The organism is Corynebacterium sp. HMSC059E07 (assembly GCF_001814395.1).
GTDB classification, from domain to species: domain Bacteria; phylum Actinomycetota; class Actinomycetes; order Mycobacteriales; family Mycobacteriaceae; genus Corynebacterium; species Corynebacterium hesseae.
Window position 1 is genome coordinate 16,864 of sequence record NZ_KV816293.1, and the last position, 14,711, is coordinate 31,574.

The window sequence follows — 14,711 nt, forward strand, 5'->3', positions numbered from 1 at the left end:
CTAATAGACACAGTGTTGATCCCTTCTTCTGTGGTGTTTTAGGAGTGCACTGTGGGTAGATTGGGGCTTTTGATTCCTAGCATTACCGGTGTGTGACCAAGGTTACAACGTTATTTTTGTACCCGGTTCTGGTTCCAGGGATGCGCTATTGGTCTAGCGGTCCTGTGGTGGATTGTGACTCCGTTGTGGCAGGTCGTTGGCTGTATTCCCAACCGGGCTACGCCTATTGGCGTCAGAACTTGGCGGGTGATGTCTTTTAGGTTTCCGTTTGATAACAGGACGGTAACGAACCCAGTTTTGCGTTTCTGACTCGACATCGCTTGTGATGATTTCGTAACCTATTCGAGACATTGAGTTACCGACACGGTGTACACATCACCGGTGCTCAATACGAACTGAAGATTTAAGCGCCGCGTCTGGCCCCTCCTAAAACCGGGGGCCGAGCGGAGATGGCTCTAAAGGAATGGGTCATCGTCGAACGCTAGGCCCGTCCCTTGGGTCAGAGCTTTTGCCCGCGTCATCAAGAAGGTGAATGAATGATTCGCCGTCTTGGCGGGCGAAGTAGGCGCATAGGAAGATTTGGAGTTTAAATTCGTGGCTAAGCACCGTCGTCAGGGCAACGTGAACACCCGTCGCATCGCATCTACCGCTGCTATCGCAGCAACCGCAGCTGTTACCGTACCGGCTGCCGCCAACGCAGCCGAGGTCGTTGTTCCGGACACCGACATCCGTTTTGAGGTCGCCGGCTTGGAGAACGTCCCTAACATCCAGCAGCTGCCCAACGTTGATCGCTACATCCCTGCCTTCAAGGCAAACCAGGGTGGCGGTTACGCCGCCGCTGTTGAGTCCCCGGCGGCACCGGCCCCGGCGCCGACCCAGTCCGTGGGCGAGAAGGTTCTTGAAGCCGCTCGTTCCGCGATCGGTTCCCCGTACGTCTACGGCGCTAACGGCCCGAGCGCCTTCGATTGCTCTGGCCTGACCTCCTGGGCTTACCAGCAGGCTGGCGTGTCCATCCCGCGTACGTCCCAGGCGCAGGCATCTGCCGGCACCCCGGTGTCCCTCGATGCGCTGCAGCCGGGTGACATCATCGTGTACTACTCCGGTGCATCTCACGTTGGCATCTACACCGGCCATGGCACCATCATTGACGCTCTGAACTCCGGTACCCCGGTGGGTGAGCGTTCCCTGAACTACATGCCGATTCACTCCGCAGTTCGCTTCTAAGCGCACTCGGTAATCGTCCTAACCCCTTCCGCCGCTCTTGCCATGTTGATGGTGAGGGTGGGGAAGGGGTTCGGCTATTCTTGTAGCCGTTATGTTTTTGCTCGACTGAGGGTATAATTCAGTTATCTACTAACCTTCTCTAAGTTTCGGGGGTATCCATGTCGCGTCGTGGCATTGCGTGTGCCGTTGCTGCACTCGCTTTGAGCACGGTTCCAGTTGCCGTCCTTTCACCGTCGGCTGTGTCCCAGGAGGTTTCTCCGGAGCAGCAGCAGGAAGGCGCTCCGCAAGCGGAGGATCCTGAAGACCTGCCCGGCCTCATTGAGCGCATGGCGGACGTCGCCCAGCGCGTGTCTGCCAAGGGTGAGGAAGTCAAGGGGCTCGAGGATGAGCTCGCTGAGTCGGAGAAAGAGATCGGCGAGCTGGACTTAAAGGCCGAGGAGGCACAGCGTACTTCCGAAGACGCCTCAGCTGCCGTGGCCGAACAACAGGAACGCATCGATGCTCTAGCGCAGAAGCGCTATCGTAGGAATGCCGCTGCAACGTCGGTCTCCGCCGCCCTCAATGCAAATGACGTGGCCAGTGCGGTAGAACGGATGGGCTATCTAGGTGCCCTATCCAAGGCCGCGAAGCGTGAGGAAGACGCGATGGTCGCGGCTTCCACAGCGGCCGACGATGCGCATCAAGGGGCAGTTGATGCCGCCGAGGAGGCACGCCATAAGCGCGACGAGCTGCAGGTAAAGCGTGACTCGGTGTTGAAAGAAAAGACCGAGCTGGAAGAACAGCAGAAGGAACTCGAGGCCACCGTTGATGGCTTAAGCCCAGAAGCGCGTGAGGCATGGGTCCAGCACTTCGGTGGATCCTCCGACCTGGACCTGGCCGCGCTGGCCGATGGCTCTGGGTCTGCCGCTGTGGAAGCCGCTCTCAGCCGTATTGGTGCCCCGTATGGCTGGGGCGCAACGGGTCCTGATGTTTTTGACTGTTCTGGCCTGATGGTGTGGAGCTATCAACAGATGGGCAAGAGCATTCCGCGTACCTCGCAGGCGCAGCTCGCCGGTGGTACGCCGGTGCCGCTGGACCAACTCCAGCCGGGCGATATTGTGGGCTATTACCCCGGCGTTACCCACGTGGGAATGTACATCGGTGACGGCCAGATTGTTCATGCCTCCACCTATGGCGTCCCCGTGGCCGTGGTGCCGCTGAATTCCATGCCGGTGGAAGGTGCCGTACGCTATTAGGACATGGCGCGCACACTCCTCGTCACCAATGACTTCCCGCCCACCATCGGCGGGATTCAGTCTTATCTCCGAGACTTTCTGGTGACCCTCAACCCGCAGGACGTCATCGTCTTTGCCTCGACCCAAGACAGGGACGCCGCTGCGGAGTATGACTCGACGCTGCCTTATACCGTGGTCCGCTGGCCGCGCTCCATCATGCTGCCGACGCGTGCCACGGCCCGCCAGATGCAGCGCCTTATCCGAGAACACGATATCGAGACCGTGTGGTTTGGTGCCGCGGCCCCACTCGCGCTCATGGCGCCGGCAGCGCGTGCTGCGGGAGCGCGCCGCATCGTAGCCACAACGCACGGGCATGAGGTGGGGTGGTCCATGCTTCCTGGGGCACGACAAGCCTTGCGCAGGATCGGCAAGTATTCGGATGTCCTCACGTATATCTCGGACTACACGCGCAACAGGTTGGAGCCCGCGTTCGGCTCGGGTGCGCGGTGGGTTCATTTGCCCTCGGCGGTCAACCTGGAGGATTTCACTCCACCAACCGCAGACGAGAAGCAGGCGGCCCGCGCGCATTTCGGGGTGGGCTCCGGCCCAGTAATTGTCTGCATCTCCCGCCTGGTCCCGCGTAAAGGTCAGGACCAACTCTTGCGCGCTATGCCAGCTGTGCGTGTGCGGATCCCGGATGCGCAATTACTCATTATCGGACGCGGCCGCTACGAGCCGACCTTGCGTGAACTTGCGCATCTGTACTACCCAGACGCCGTGATTCAGGAGGCGCGGGATACGGCGGAATTGCGTTTGGCCCTCCATGCAGCCGATGTATTCGCCATGCCTGCACGCACACGAGGCGGCGGACTCGACGTCGAGGGACTCGGCATTGTTTACCTCGAGGCGCAGGCGGCGGGGCTGCCAGTGGTTGCTGGAGATTCCGGCGGAGCACCGGAAACGGTGACTCCGGAAACAGGGCTCGTTGTGCGCGGGTCTTCGGTGCCGGAGCTTGAGGAGGCGCTGTGCACGTTGCTTGGCGATGCCCCCCGGGCCCACCGTATGGGGGCAGCCGGGCGCCGCCACGTAGAGGAGCGCTGGACGTGGGAAATCATGGGCGCACGATTGCGCGAGATTCTCGAATGTGATCGAGGGCAAGCCGGGGTATATCCTACTAGTCATGCTTGAACACACTCCCTCCGCTGAAGACGGCCGCAGTGGCCTCACCATCGGGTTCGATATTGGTGGAACAAACCTGCGCGCCGCGGTGATTGATCCCGCCGGAGAGATTGTGGATTCGATGAGCGTGCCGACGGCCGCGGAAGCGCGAGAGCTCGAAGATGACATCGTGCGTTGCGTCGACAGCCTCGCAGCTTCTCATGACATTGATGCCGTTGGACTTGCCCTCGCAGGGTTTTTGGATCCCGAATGCGAAATTGTTCGTTTTGCTCCGCATTTGCCGTGGCGGGACGCCCCCGTGCGTGAAATCTTGAGCAAGCGCTTGGATGTTCCGGTCCGGCTTGAGCACGACGCCAACTCGGCCGCGTGGGGGGAGTGGCGCTTTGGTGCAGGGCGCGGGGCGAAGGAATGGGTTTTCTTCGCTGTTGGTACCGGCATTGGAGCCACGCTATTTAATGACGGCACGATTTACCGCGGAGCTTTCGGCACTGCCCCTGAGTTTGGGCACCTCGTTGTTTCACCGGGCGGACGCCAATGCTCGTGCGGAAAGCGCGGCTGCCTCGAACGCTATGCGTCCGGAACCGCTCTGCCGGACACCTGCGCGGATCTGCGCGGTGACTTTGAAACCACCCTCCCGGAGAATCCCTCCGGCGAGGAGATCACCGTGGCCGCTCGCCGGGGAGATCCCCTAGGTCTGGCTGTCATGGATAACTTCGGACAGTGGTTGGGGCAGGGACTATCCATGGTGGCGGATGTCCTTGACCCCGAGCTGATCGTCATCGGCGGTGGGGTATCCAAGGACGCGGATCTGTACCTAGATCGGGCACGGGAAGCCATGGCTAGCCAGATTGTCGGGGCCGGTCACAGGCCTCTGGCCCGAGTCGCAACCGCGAAACTGGGTTCCGCGGCGGGTATGATTGGTGTCGCTGATCTCGCCCGCCAGGAGCACCGAGGTTAACACCGCACATTTTTCTTTCACTGGACAGCGCGGCCTGTTCGGCATAAACAGATAGGACTATAAGCGATGCGAAACAAGTGGTACTGGGCCTTTAAGCACATCTTTTTTGGCCCGGCCCTTCGAGTATGGAACCGCCCATGGTCCGAAGGAATGGATCGCATCCCGGAATCCGGTTCGGCTATCTTGGCATCCTCTCACCAAGCCGTCATGGATTCTTTCTACTTCCCCCTGTTATGCCCGCGGCAGATTACTTTTCTGGCTAAGAGTGAGTATTTCACCACCCCCGGTTTCGTTGGCGGCCTGCAAAAGTGGTTCTTTAGCTCCGTGGGGCAGGTGCCGATTGACCGCGTCAACAAAGACGCGAGCGACGCCATGCTAGCGAGCGCGCAACGCATTATCGGCCGTGGGGATCTCTTTGGAATCTACCCGGAGGGAACTCGTTCGCCCGATGGACGCATTTACAAAGGGCGCACCGGCATGGCGCGCATCGCGTTGACCACTGGTGAGCAGGTAATTCCGATCGCCATGATTAATACCCGGAAGGCAAACCCGATCGGTTCATGGATTCCGCGCCCGGCTCGCGTCGGCATGCGCGTGGGTGAGCCCATCGATCCCCAGGCGTGGGCTGCCGAGCGCAACCTTGATCCACAGGACCACGCTACCGTGCGCGCCTTCACGGACTACGTGATGAAGCAGCTGGCTGAGTTGGCAGGTAAACCCTATGTCGACGTGTACGCCTCCGATGTGAAGGCATCCCTGCAAGCTGGACACGGCTACCCGGAAGGGGCCGAGCCCGGTTCGGAGGCGCAGTAATCTGTGAGCTCTTCTCTCTCTCAACGCCTTGCCTGGCCCGATGTAGCGAAAGGCATCTCCATCCTGGGCGTCGTGCTTCTGCACATCACGCTCACCGTTCCTGAATCAGGGGAGACGTGGCTGGCGGCCTTTAACGTCTGGCTGGATCCGCTTCGCTTACCTCTGTTCTTCTTGGTGAGCGGCTTTTTTGCCCAGAAGGTTTTTCGCTTTAGCTTCGCGGAGCTTTTCACACGCCGCCTGTGGTACTTCCTCGTTCCCTATGTGGTCTGGATGCTCGTTGAGCAACAAACCAAACGCGTGGAGTACCACTGGGTCTTTGGAGATCCCATCTTCGATGTTGACCAAATGACAGCTAGCCTGCTCGTGGGCCATTCCATGGCATGGTTTTTGCATTCGCTGATTCTGTTCAACATCTTCTTGTGGTGCGTACGCAAGCTCCCCGGGTGGGCAGCGATGGCGCTGAGCTTTAGTCCGATTCTGTTCATCGCTTGGCAGGCGCAATACACCTCGATTGCGAAGGCCATCATGTTTCTCCCGGTCTTTGTTGGCGCTGCCTATTTCCGTGATGCCATTTCCGACTTCGCTGCAGCTATCGAGGCACCGTTTAAGGGCATATGGGATCACCGCAGTTTTTGGGCGTATTCCGGGATGACAGTGGCCTACGCCATCGGCTTTTTTACTCGCCGCGCGTGGGATAACTTCTCCGGAGAAGTTGACGTTACGTGGTTGTTGCCTGGTACGGAGGCGCTGGTGAGGGATGACGTTCATATCCTTGTTCGCATGGTAGAGCAGTTTTTCGAGGTTCCAGTGGGAATCGCGGTGGCGGTGGTGGTGTCCTATATTCCGGCCCTGACCACCGGTCTGCGTTTCATCGGTGCTCACACGCTGCCTATCTATCTTGGGCATCCCATCGGCCTCACCATTCTTTATGGCTACCCCATGGCGCTCCATCCTCGGGAGGTTAGCCTGGCGGGCCAGTGGCCGCTGGAAAACACGTGGTTCTGGCTTAGCATGTGCGTTCTTTATTGCGCTGTTGCGTCGCTAGCACTTTGGGCTTTGGGCAAGGTGCCCGTCGTGGGCTGGACGCTTAAACCGCCGCCGATCGGTGCGAGTCGGCGAAAAACGGAACCGTCGTCTGTAGGCTCAAGCCTGAGCCAGCAGCTCACCGCGACAAGAAACACGACGAGCAAGAAATAGTCGTTGCCCGGAATCTGCTGCCACCACGACCACGTCAGTTCCAGCTGCTCATTGTGCGGGATGAGCCAGTGGCCGCGGGCCAGCAACGTCAGCCCTGTGAGGGCAGCTAGGAACCAGTGTCGGCGGGCGGTCAGATAGACCGCTGCCAAGCAGAGCCACGTGAAATGGTGAGACCACGAGACCGGGGAGCACAGCAGCGCCGCCGAGGAAGCGAGTAGCACGAGCTCAACCTGCGATGACGTATGTTCCATGAGCCACCACAGAAGCGCGACGATGGCGATGCATCCGAGAACCCAAAGGGTCGTTGCTTGCTCGGGGACAATACGGCTTAGCAAGCCACGGAGTGATTGGTTGCCGGAGTAGGCCAGCCCACCGATGCGCGAGGAATCACGGAGGGTATCGGTCCAATACACCGCTGAGCTCGCCGGGGAGGCGAGGTGCCCCACTACACCACATGCGACAAAGGAGACCACCGCCGTGGCAAGAGCGCGCCAGTCGCGGCGAACGAAAAACACGGCGAGGAAGACCGCTGGGGTGAGCTTGATGGCTATTGCAATGCCCGTAAGCACACCACGCCACGAGCTTCGTGGGCTCAGCAGTAGGCAATCTACAATGACTACCGCGGTCAACAAAAGGTTCACTTGGCCGAAGCTGAGCGTCTCAGTAACCGGTTCCATCAGCATGCAGGCGCACAATGCCCACGAGGACCACCAACCAGGTCGCTCAGTAGCACAGCTCCGAGAAATCACGGCATACAGGCAAACCCACAGCGCCCCGAGCGATGCTGCGGTGAGAAGAATGGACAGCGGCCACAACGGGAGCCATGACACCATGGCGAAAAGCGCTGCAGCAAAAGGCGGGTAGGTAAAAGGCAGCGAAAAGCCGTTGTCGAGCACATAGCTCTGTGCGAAAAGGTTTTCTCCGCGTAGAAGCGCGCGTCCTCCCTCGCGATAGACATCGAGGTCAATGTGGTAATAAGGCGCAATGCTGCCGCTGCTGAATAATGCCGGAAGCTGGATAATCCACGCTAGGGAGGCCAGCCCTGCTATGAACAAGGGGAGGAGAGGGGAGGAGAGAGCTTTCTTCACGCAGTTGAGTATAGACCCCCAGTGGGCAGGCCTATGTGGGCGGGAGACTAGGATACGGGGCGTGCGCTACTTCTACGACACCGAATTTATCGAGGACGGATCGACCATTGAATTGGTCTCCATCGGAATTGTCGGGGAAGACGGTAGCGAATACTACGCGGTATCCACAGACTTCGATCCGGCCAAGGCAAACGCATGGGTGCGTGAGAATGTTTTGGATAAGCTGCCGAGTCCAGCAGATCCGGTCTGGAAATCGCGCGAAACCATCCGCGAAGATCTCCTGAAATTCCTTGGCCGGCACTCCACTCCCATCGAGCTGTGGGCCTGGGTGGGCGCCTATGACCACGTGGTTGTTGCGCAACTCTGGGGCGATATGGCGAGTCTGCCCAAGGGCCTGCCGCGCTATACCCGGGAGCTTAAGCAGTATTGGGAATTCGCCGGCCGCCCCAAGCTGCCTCCAGTCCCGAACGGCAACCATGACGCGTTGGTCGACGCCCGCCATAATCTGGCCAAATTTCGGGTTTGTGAACAGCACTTGCCATTGACTAGGGGCAATCGCGTTAATAAAGCGTGAATTAATACCGTAGCCGAAATGCCATTAACTAACGCGCGATAGACCCAAGATGGTTAAATACTGGGTGTGAGTTGGACAGTAGATATTCCCAAAGAAGTGCTCCCTGATCTGCCACCGCTGCCGGAGGGGATCAACGAGAAGTTCCAAGATGCGATTGCCCGCGAGGCAAAGCAGCAACCCAGCTGGGATCAGCTGCAAGCCGATAACGTGCGCAAGATCCTGGAATCCGTCCCACCTATCGTCGTGGCCCCAGAGATTGAGGACCTCAAGCGCAAGCTTGCCGACGTCGCCTTGGGCAACGCCTTCCTCCTCCAGGGAGGCGACTGCGCGGAAACCTTCGAGTCCAATACGGAGCCGCACATCCGGGGCAACATCAAGACGCTGCTTCAAATGGCAGTAGTTTTGACGTATGGCGCGTCCACCCCGGTGGTGAAGCTGGGCCGTATCGCTGGCCAGTACGCGAAGCCGCGCTCCTCTGATCTGGACGCAAACGGCTTGTACAACTACCGCGGTGACATCGTCAACGGCGTAGAAGCCAACGAGGAATCCCGCCGCCACGATCCCGCCCGCATGATCCGTGCCTATGCGAACTCCTCGGCGGCCATGAACCTGGTCCGCGCACTGACCCAATCCGGTACTGCTGACCTTTACCGACTCCACGAGTGGAATCGCGAGTTTGTGGCCAACTCTCCGGCAGGCGCTCGCTACCAGGCCCTGGCGAATGAAATTGAGAACGGCCTGGCCTTCATGAACGCCTGCGGAGTCTCAGACGAGACCCTGCGTTCGGCACAGATCTACTGCTCCCACGAGGCCTTGCTGAAGGATTACGAGCGTTCCATGTTGCGCTTGGGTACGGACTCTAACGGCGAGACCAAGCTCTACGACCTGTCCGCTCACCAGCTGTGGATCGGCGAGCGCACCCGCGGCCTCGACGATTTCCACGTCGCTTTCGCCTCCATCATCGGCAACCCCGTGGGCATCAAGCTTGGCCCAGGAGTAACCCCGGAGCAGGCTGTGCAGTACGCAGAGCGTTTGGACCCGAACCGTGAGCCTGGCCGCCTCACCATGATCGCCCGCATGGGCCACGACAAGGTGCGTTCCGTCTTGCCGCCGATCATCAAGGCCGTGGAGGACTCCGGCCACAAGGTTGTGTGGCAGTCCGATCCGATGCACGGGAATACCTTCACGGCATCGAACGGCTACAAGACCCGCCACTTCGACAAGATCGTCGACGAGGTTCAGGGCTTCTTCGAGGTGCACCGTGAACTGGGTACCCACCCGGGTGGTGTCCACCTAGAGTTCACCGGCGAGGACGTCACCGAGTGCCTCGGCGGCGCTGAGGACATCACGGACGTGGATCTGCCGGGCCGCTACGAGTCCGCCGTGGATCCGCGCCTGAACACCCAGCAATCGCTGGAGCTGTCCTTCCTTATCGCGGAGATGCTGCGCAACTAGAAGTTGCGCAGGCTAATATGGCCTCCAGAGAATCGGCCACGTGCTGTATTCTCCGGAGCCAAACCACCAGGCCGCCACGGCGACGGCCAAGGTGGCAAGCCCGACGAGTATGAGGAAACCAATAAGCGCGATGGCGCTGCGGTTGCTCAAGGGGCGCTCTTCCGGCTCCTCCTCGGCACCGGCCGGGGGAAGCGGCGCAGAAGGTTCTGCTACCGCAGGGGACGGTGCCGGGGGATTTACCGGTGCGGCCGGCGGGAGAAAAGCATCGTTTCGAGGCTCTACACGGGTTTCCCGCGTGGGCGGTTGGGGCGCCGGGATCGTGGACGTGGCTTCGAAGACCCGGGTATTGCCTGCCCCCGAAAAATCCGTGGGCACAGCGGCTGTTCGTGCAGCAGCCGAGTTCCGCGGGACGGGGACGGTGAATTGCGGGAGCTGCAGTTCGCGGGATACATCATCTAGCGCATCGAGGAATTCGCCGGCATCCGCAAACCTTTCGGCCGGCTGGCGCGCGGTGGCGGTGGCCACGAGGGCGTCGAAAAGCATAGGCACCCCCTCGATGCGTGAGGACGGCGCCACCACATCCGCGTGCACGCGCGCTGTGGCGTGGGCCAGTGGGGTCTCGCCGTGGAAGGGGACCGTGCCGGTCAGGAGTTCAAACAGGACAATTCCGGCCGAATAGACATCGGAAGCCGGGGTGATATCCGCACCCGTAACCTGCTCGGGGGAGAGGTAGCTGACGGTGCCGACGATTTGACCCGAGCTATCGTGTTCCGCCTTGGTGGAGCGCACCAAGCCGAAATCGCCGACCTTAACGCGGTGGTTGTCCGTGATGAGAACGTTGTCTGGCTTGATATCGCGGTGCACGAGGCCGGCGTGGTGGACCTCGGTGAGCCCGGCCAGCACGGAGTGCATGACGCCGGCTGCGGCATGTGGCGGCATGGGGCCGCGTTCAGCAAGGAGCTCGCGCAAGGTGCCGCCGGTGATGAGCTCCATGATGAGATAGATGGGCAACCCATCCGCGGAGAAATCATGCACGGCGACGAGGTTGGGATGGCTGAGCTGTGCCATGGCGCGGGCCTCGCGCTCGAAGCGGGTGACGAAGACAGGGTCATCGTGATAGCGCTCATCCATGACCTTGGCGGCCACTGCGCGGCCCAAGCGCATGTCGACACAGCGATACACAGTGGACATGCCGCCGCGAGCGATCGGCTGATCGATGCGGTAGCGTCCCTCAAGAATGTCGCCCACGTTCAGCCTTGTCATGGATTCCAGTATGGCCGATCAGCGCCCCAAAGTGTGATCCGGCTACAGTTGTGTCCGTGACTAATTCTGAGAACAACTTCGAGAATCCCCACCCGGAACTACCGCAGCTCCTCGCCGGGGAAAAGCTGCTGACGCTCGCTGAGGTTGCTGAAAAGCTCGATCTCCCCATCACTCGCGTCTTCGACCTGCTCAACGCGCGTAAATTCATCGTGTGGCGAAACGCCGAGGGGGAGCGCCTCGTTCCAGAGGCATTCTTCAATTCCAAGGGCGTCATTTCCAAGCACGTGTCCGGAGTGATTACGGTCCTCTCCGATAACGGCTGGGGCGACAATGAAATTCTGGCGCACCTGTTTACCGAAGATGAGTCCCTGCCAGGCCGCCCCATTGACGCGCTCCACGGGCACCTTGCGCGCGAGGTTATTCGGCGCGCGCAGGCTTCGGCGTTTTAGCAGTAGCAGCCTCATCCATGGCCGCGGTGGTGCGTGGAACACCATCGAAAATCCACTGCGTTGCTGACCACGCCACGACCACCATGGCGATGTCCCAGAACCAGTTATAGAGCTGGTGGTTTCCGTCGCCAGCGAAGGCCACTCCGATAAAGAGGGCCACGCCGGTGGTTAGTTTGATCAAGGGCAGCGGTGGGCGGAAGGTTCCCATGAGCGTGAGCACGGAGGCGTAATACCAGGGAAGCGTCACAGAGTTGAAGACGAACGCCACCTGGTAGGCAGCAGCCGTAGCGGCAATCGCGCGGCGCACGCCCGTTCGCCCCCACCACCACACGACGACGAGGCCGAGGAGCATGAGGATCATCGCAATTGAACGCAACACGCTGAGCACCCCGTTATAGGTGGTATCGGGGGAGAAGACCTGGATGAGCGGTACCAGAATGTCGGCGAGCAAGGTAGGGCCGGCCAGGGGATTGATCACCTTGGAATTGCCGCTGATTTGTGACAACCAGCCCCACGAGCTTCCCGACGCCCACGTAATCACCGCCACCGCCAGCGCGACCTCCGCCACGGCAACGACGCCGGACAGGAGAAAGACCCCGAAGCGCTTGAGTGGCGTGGTGCCTTTCGGCGCCCAGTGGTGCAGCATGAGCCACACGATAAACGGCGCGGCGAATACAGCTGTGGCTTTGAGCGACACCGCTACGCCGACAAGAAGGAGGCTGAGATGAAACTTGTTGTGAACCGCGGCGAGCAATCCCAGCGATACCAAGCCCACCATGACCGATTCATTGTGCATGCCGCCGATGAGGTGCAATAGAATCACTGGATTCGCTACACCCAACCACAGTGCTAGCGCCGGATCGCCCCCGATGCTGCGTGCAAGGCGTGGAATCGACCAAGCGATGGCGGCAAAGCCGAGGACCGATATCGCCTTATAGACGATGATGCCCGCGGCGACATTGTCCCCCACGAGGTCGGTTACCCCGTTGCCCATCCACAAGTGCAGCGGACCATAAGGCGTAGTGGTGTTGCGCCAGTCGTGTGAGACTTCCAGCAGGAAGGGGCCGGGGTTAACAGCCGCGCCTTCGACATAAGGATCGAAACCATCGCGCACCATGGCTCCCTGCATGAGATAGGAGTACACGTCCCGCGAAGCCAGTGGGGCCGCGCACAACAGCGGGGCAACCCAGCACATCAGCATTCGGCGGATGTCAGACAGCGCGCCGTCGGGTTGCGGGTTCTTGAGCTGTGGGGCGATGAGATAACGCCCAGCCAGGACCCACGCGGCGACCAATCCAAAGAGGCCAACCCAATAGAGGACTATGCCGATGTTGCGGCCGTGGCCATACGCGAGGAATCCGATGTTGAGTGCCTCAAGAAAGCCGCCGCGGTTCCGGGTTGCGCCACCAGAGAAGGAGGCGAGAGCAAGGATCGCCGCGGAGACGATGCCCAAAGGAAGCGGGTTGGGAATGCGCAGGGATACGCGCGTGGATGCGGAGCGGGCCATGCTACATCCGGCGTGCGGTGGATTTGTGGGCAAGCTCTTCCAGCGTTGCCGTGACTTCGGGGGCGACCTGGGCATTATGAAGGTGGTCAAGGCCCGAGCGCGTGAGATCGCTGATGCGCTGCTCGACGACATCCGGTGCCCCGGAATCGGCAATGATCTGGGCCATGCGGGCAATATCTGCGGGATCCTCCGTCTGGCCGATGAGGCGGCGAAGCTCCGCGGCAGCAGCGGGATCAGTGGCATCCGCACGTTGCAGAGCCAATGACAAGAGGACCGTGCGCTTGCCCTCGCGCAGATCATCACCGGCGGGCTTGCCAGTAATTGCTGGGTCACCAAAGACCCCCAACAAATCATCGCGGAGCTGGAATGCGACCCCGATGTCTTGTCCATAGCCGCGGAAAGCGGCAACAAGCTTTTCGGGTGCTCCCGCTACGGCTGCGCCCAAATGCAACGGGCGCTCGATGGTGTACGCAGCGGTCTTGAAACGGTTTACTGAGTCCGCCAACGTTGCATCCTCGGAGCCTTCCGCTTCGAGGCAAATATCCAGCATTTGCCCGCCAATAACCTCGCGGCGCATCGCCCGCCACGGCGCCCGAGCGCGCGCGAGCGCCTCGGGGCTCAGGCCGGAATCCTGGAGCATGTCCTCGGCCCAGACCAAGGCCATGTCGCCCACAAGGATGGCGAGAGACTGCCCGAAGAAGTCAGCGTCACCGCTGAGCCCGAGCTCCCGATGGCGAGCGGCTACGCCACGGTGGACGGTGGGATTGCCGCGCCGGGTATCGGAAGCATCCACGATGTCATCGTGGATGAGAGCACAAGCCTGGATGAATTCTAGGGAAGAAGCTGCGCGGAGCATCGCCTGCGGGGACTCCGTGCCCTCGAGCCCATGTGCGCCGATAAAACCTGCCCACGCGTAGAGAGGGCGGATACGTTTTCCGCCGTCCAGTACGAAGGATTCCAAATAGGAGATCGCGTTAGTCACCGGGGAACCGATGGACGCGATGGCGTCGCGCTGACTATCTAGGAAAAGCTCGAGCTCCTCACGTACGGCTACGGGAATATCGTCCAGGGAAGGTATTTGCGGAGTAGTCACGCCTGCCACTCTACCTGGGCAGGCTCACGGATTAGACGCCAGGTTAAGCGGTACCGGCTGGTGCTAGCGGCACTGCTGATTGCAGGATGGCGAAGGGGCGTGAATCGGCGGGGTAATGGAGCTGGCGAAGGAAGTCACTAAAGCCCATTTTGCGGTAGAGGCCGAAGGCGGAGTTGGCTTCATTAGGAACCTCCGGTGTGGAGAGCAGGATGTAGCGGGCGGGGAGGTTCCAGGCCAGCGCTTCGAGCAGTGCACGGCCCAGACCGTGGCCCTGTGCCTCGGGTACTACGTGGATTTCCGCCAACTCAAAATAGTTGTGGAGAACCTCTTCTTGCTCTGGGGTTGCGCCGCCGTTGTTGGAGAGTGCTCGGCGGAGTTGCTTATCCCACCAGGTATCAGGAGAGCCTAGAAAGCCGTAGGCAAAGCCGGTGATGCCGTCTTCGGAGGTGGCCGCCACGCAGGAAAACCCCGGACGTATGAGATCCCCGCGCCACCGCATGATGGAGCTGTTGCGTACTGAGGGGTCGTAGTTCATCGCTGCAATATAGATATCCACCAAGTGCGGGAGGGCAATGGCGAACTCTTGGGGGCTTAGGCGGCGCAGCGTGTAACTCACATGTCTAATAACAACAGATTCTTGCGGTATGTGAAAGCAGGCGGCGAACCCTTCGCAGGCAAATTTGATGTGCATGTTCGA

13 protein-coding genes and 1 pseudogene are annotated in these 14,711 nt (G+C 60.4%); 9 read left to right on the top strand and 5 right to left on the bottom strand.

Annotated elements, in window-relative coordinates; translation table 11 throughout:
• Positions 1–594 precede the first annotated feature (594 nt).
• From HMPREF2967_RS05035 to HMPREF2967_RS05060, 6 genes and pseudogenes are all read left to right on the top strand, one after another.
• Positions 595–1,224, top strand: coding sequence for a C40 family peptidase (locus HMPREF2967_RS05035; protein ID WP_070533388.1), 630 nt, complete (start codon positions 595–597; stop codon positions 1,222–1,224).
• Between the two features lie 158 nt (positions 1,225–1,382).
• Complete coding sequence (locus HMPREF2967_RS05040) at positions 1,383–2,459, top strand: C40 family peptidase (RefSeq protein ID WP_070685260.1); 1,077 nt, start codon at positions 1,383–1,385, stop codon at positions 2,457–2,459.
• A gap of 3 nt (positions 2,460–2,462) precedes the next feature.
• Positions 2,463–3,626, top strand: coding sequence for a glycosyltransferase family 4 protein (locus tag HMPREF2967_RS05045; protein WP_070685262.1), 1,164 nt, complete (start codon positions 2,463–2,465; stop codon positions 3,624–3,626).
• Positions 3,619–4,575 carry an ROK family protein gene (locus tag HMPREF2967_RS05050; protein WP_070685264.1) on the top strand — a complete coding sequence of 319 codons (957 nt, stop codon included), beginning with the start codon at positions 3,619–3,621 and terminating at the stop codon, positions 4,573–4,575. Before HMPREF2967_RS05045 ends, HMPREF2967_RS05050 begins: the two co-directional genes overlap by 8 nt.
• A 66-nt stretch (positions 4,576–4,641) precedes the next feature.
• Positions 4,642–5,388 carry a lysophospholipid acyltransferase family protein gene (locus tag HMPREF2967_RS05055; RefSeq protein WP_070685266.1) on the top strand — a complete coding sequence of 249 codons (747 nt, stop codon included), beginning with the start codon at positions 4,642–4,644 and terminating at the stop codon, positions 5,386–5,388.
• A 72-nt stretch (positions 5,389–5,460) separates the two neighbouring features.
• Positions 5,461–6,375 (top strand): annotated as a pseudogene (locus HMPREF2967_RS05060) (hypothetical protein); the annotation flags it as partial.
• Positions 6,376–6,410: 35 nt separating this feature from the next.
• Here the strand turns inward: HMPREF2967_RS05060 and HMPREF2967_RS13545 are convergent.
• Positions 6,411–7,673, bottom strand: coding sequence for a glycosyltransferase 87 family protein (locus HMPREF2967_RS13545; RefSeq protein ID WP_369816018.1), 1,263 nt, complete (start codon positions 7,671–7,673; stop codon positions 6,411–6,413).
• Between the two features lie 61 nt (positions 7,674–7,734).
• Here HMPREF2967_RS13545 and HMPREF2967_RS05070 point away from each other — a divergent pair, with 61 nt between their 5' ends.
• Together HMPREF2967_RS05070 and HMPREF2967_RS05075 are read left to right on the top strand one after the other, a co-directional pair.
• The gene (locus HMPREF2967_RS05070) at positions 7,735–8,247 is read left to right on the top strand and encodes a polyadenylate-specific 3'-exoribonuclease AS (protein WP_070519824.1); all 513 of its coding nucleotides are present in this window, start codon (positions 7,735–7,737) and stop codon (positions 8,245–8,247) included.
• 66 nt (positions 8,248–8,313) lie between these two features.
• A complete protein-coding gene (locus HMPREF2967_RS05075) occupies positions 8,314–9,702 on the top strand; it encodes a class II 3-deoxy-7-phosphoheptulonate synthase (protein WP_070565440.1) in 1,389 nt (462 codons plus the stop codon).
• Between the two features lie 12 nt (positions 9,703–9,714).
• On the opposite strand, the gene HMPREF2967_RS05080 is transcribed toward HMPREF2967_RS05075, so the two are convergent.
• A complete protein-coding gene (locus HMPREF2967_RS05080) occupies positions 9,715–10,965 on the bottom strand; it encodes a protein kinase domain-containing protein (protein ID WP_070685270.1) in 1,251 nt (416 codons plus the stop codon).
• Positions 10,966–11,015: 50 nt separating this feature from the next.
• Here HMPREF2967_RS05080 and HMPREF2967_RS05085 point away from each other — a divergent pair, with 50 nt between their 5' ends.
• A complete protein-coding gene (locus tag HMPREF2967_RS05085; RefSeq protein WP_070519830.1) occupies positions 11,016–11,414 on the top strand; it encodes an Rv2175c family DNA-binding protein in 399 nt (132 codons plus the stop codon).
• Here HMPREF2967_RS05085 and HMPREF2967_RS05090 read toward each other — a convergent pair.
• The 3 genes from HMPREF2967_RS05090 to HMPREF2967_RS05100 are packed head-to-tail and all read right to left on the bottom strand — an operon-like array spanning position 11,383 to position 14,630.
• Positions 11,383–12,921, bottom strand: coding sequence for an alpha-(1->6)-mannopyranosyltransferase A (locus HMPREF2967_RS05090; protein WP_070685272.1), 1,539 nt, complete (start codon positions 12,919–12,921; stop codon positions 11,383–11,385). The two genes, HMPREF2967_RS05085 and HMPREF2967_RS05090, sit on opposite strands and share 32 nt — an antisense overlap.
• A 1-nt stretch (position 12,922) precedes the next feature.
• Complete coding sequence (locus HMPREF2967_RS05095) at positions 12,923–14,014, bottom strand: polyprenyl synthetase family protein (RefSeq protein WP_070685276.1); 1,092 nt, start codon at positions 14,012–14,014, stop codon at positions 12,923–12,925.
• Between the two features lie 43 nt (positions 14,015–14,057).
• Positions 14,058–14,630 (bottom strand): GNAT family N-acetyltransferase, encoded by a 573-nt coding sequence (locus HMPREF2967_RS05100; RefSeq protein WP_070685278.1) that lies wholly within the window; start codon positions 14,628–14,630, stop codon positions 14,058–14,060.
• Positions 14,631–14,711: the final 81 nt, after the last annotated feature.

Coding starts and splice junctions, on each gene's coding strand:
- HMPREF2967_RS05090 (WP_070685272.1), bottom strand. CDS start 12,921: ATGGCCCGCTCCGCATCCACGCGCGTATCCCTGCGCATTCCCAACCCG.
- HMPREF2967_RS05080 (WP_070685270.1), bottom strand. CDS start 10,965: ATGACAAGGCTGAACGTGGGCGACATTCTTGAGGGACGCTACCGCATC.
- HMPREF2967_RS05050 (WP_070685264.1), top strand. CDS start 3,619: ATGCTTGAACACACTCCCTCCGCTGAAGACGGCCGCAGTGGCCTCACC.
- HMPREF2967_RS05040 (WP_070685260.1), top strand. CDS start 1,383: ATGTCGCGTCGTGGCATTGCGTGTGCCGTTGCTGCACTCGCTTTGAGC.
- HMPREF2967_RS05055 (WP_070685266.1), top strand. CDS start 4,642: ATGCGAAACAAGTGGTACTGGGCCTTTAAGCACATCTTTTTTGGCCCG.
- HMPREF2967_RS05045 (WP_070685262.1), top strand. CDS start 2,463: ATGGCGCGCACACTCCTCGTCACCAATGACTTCCCGCCCACCATCGGC.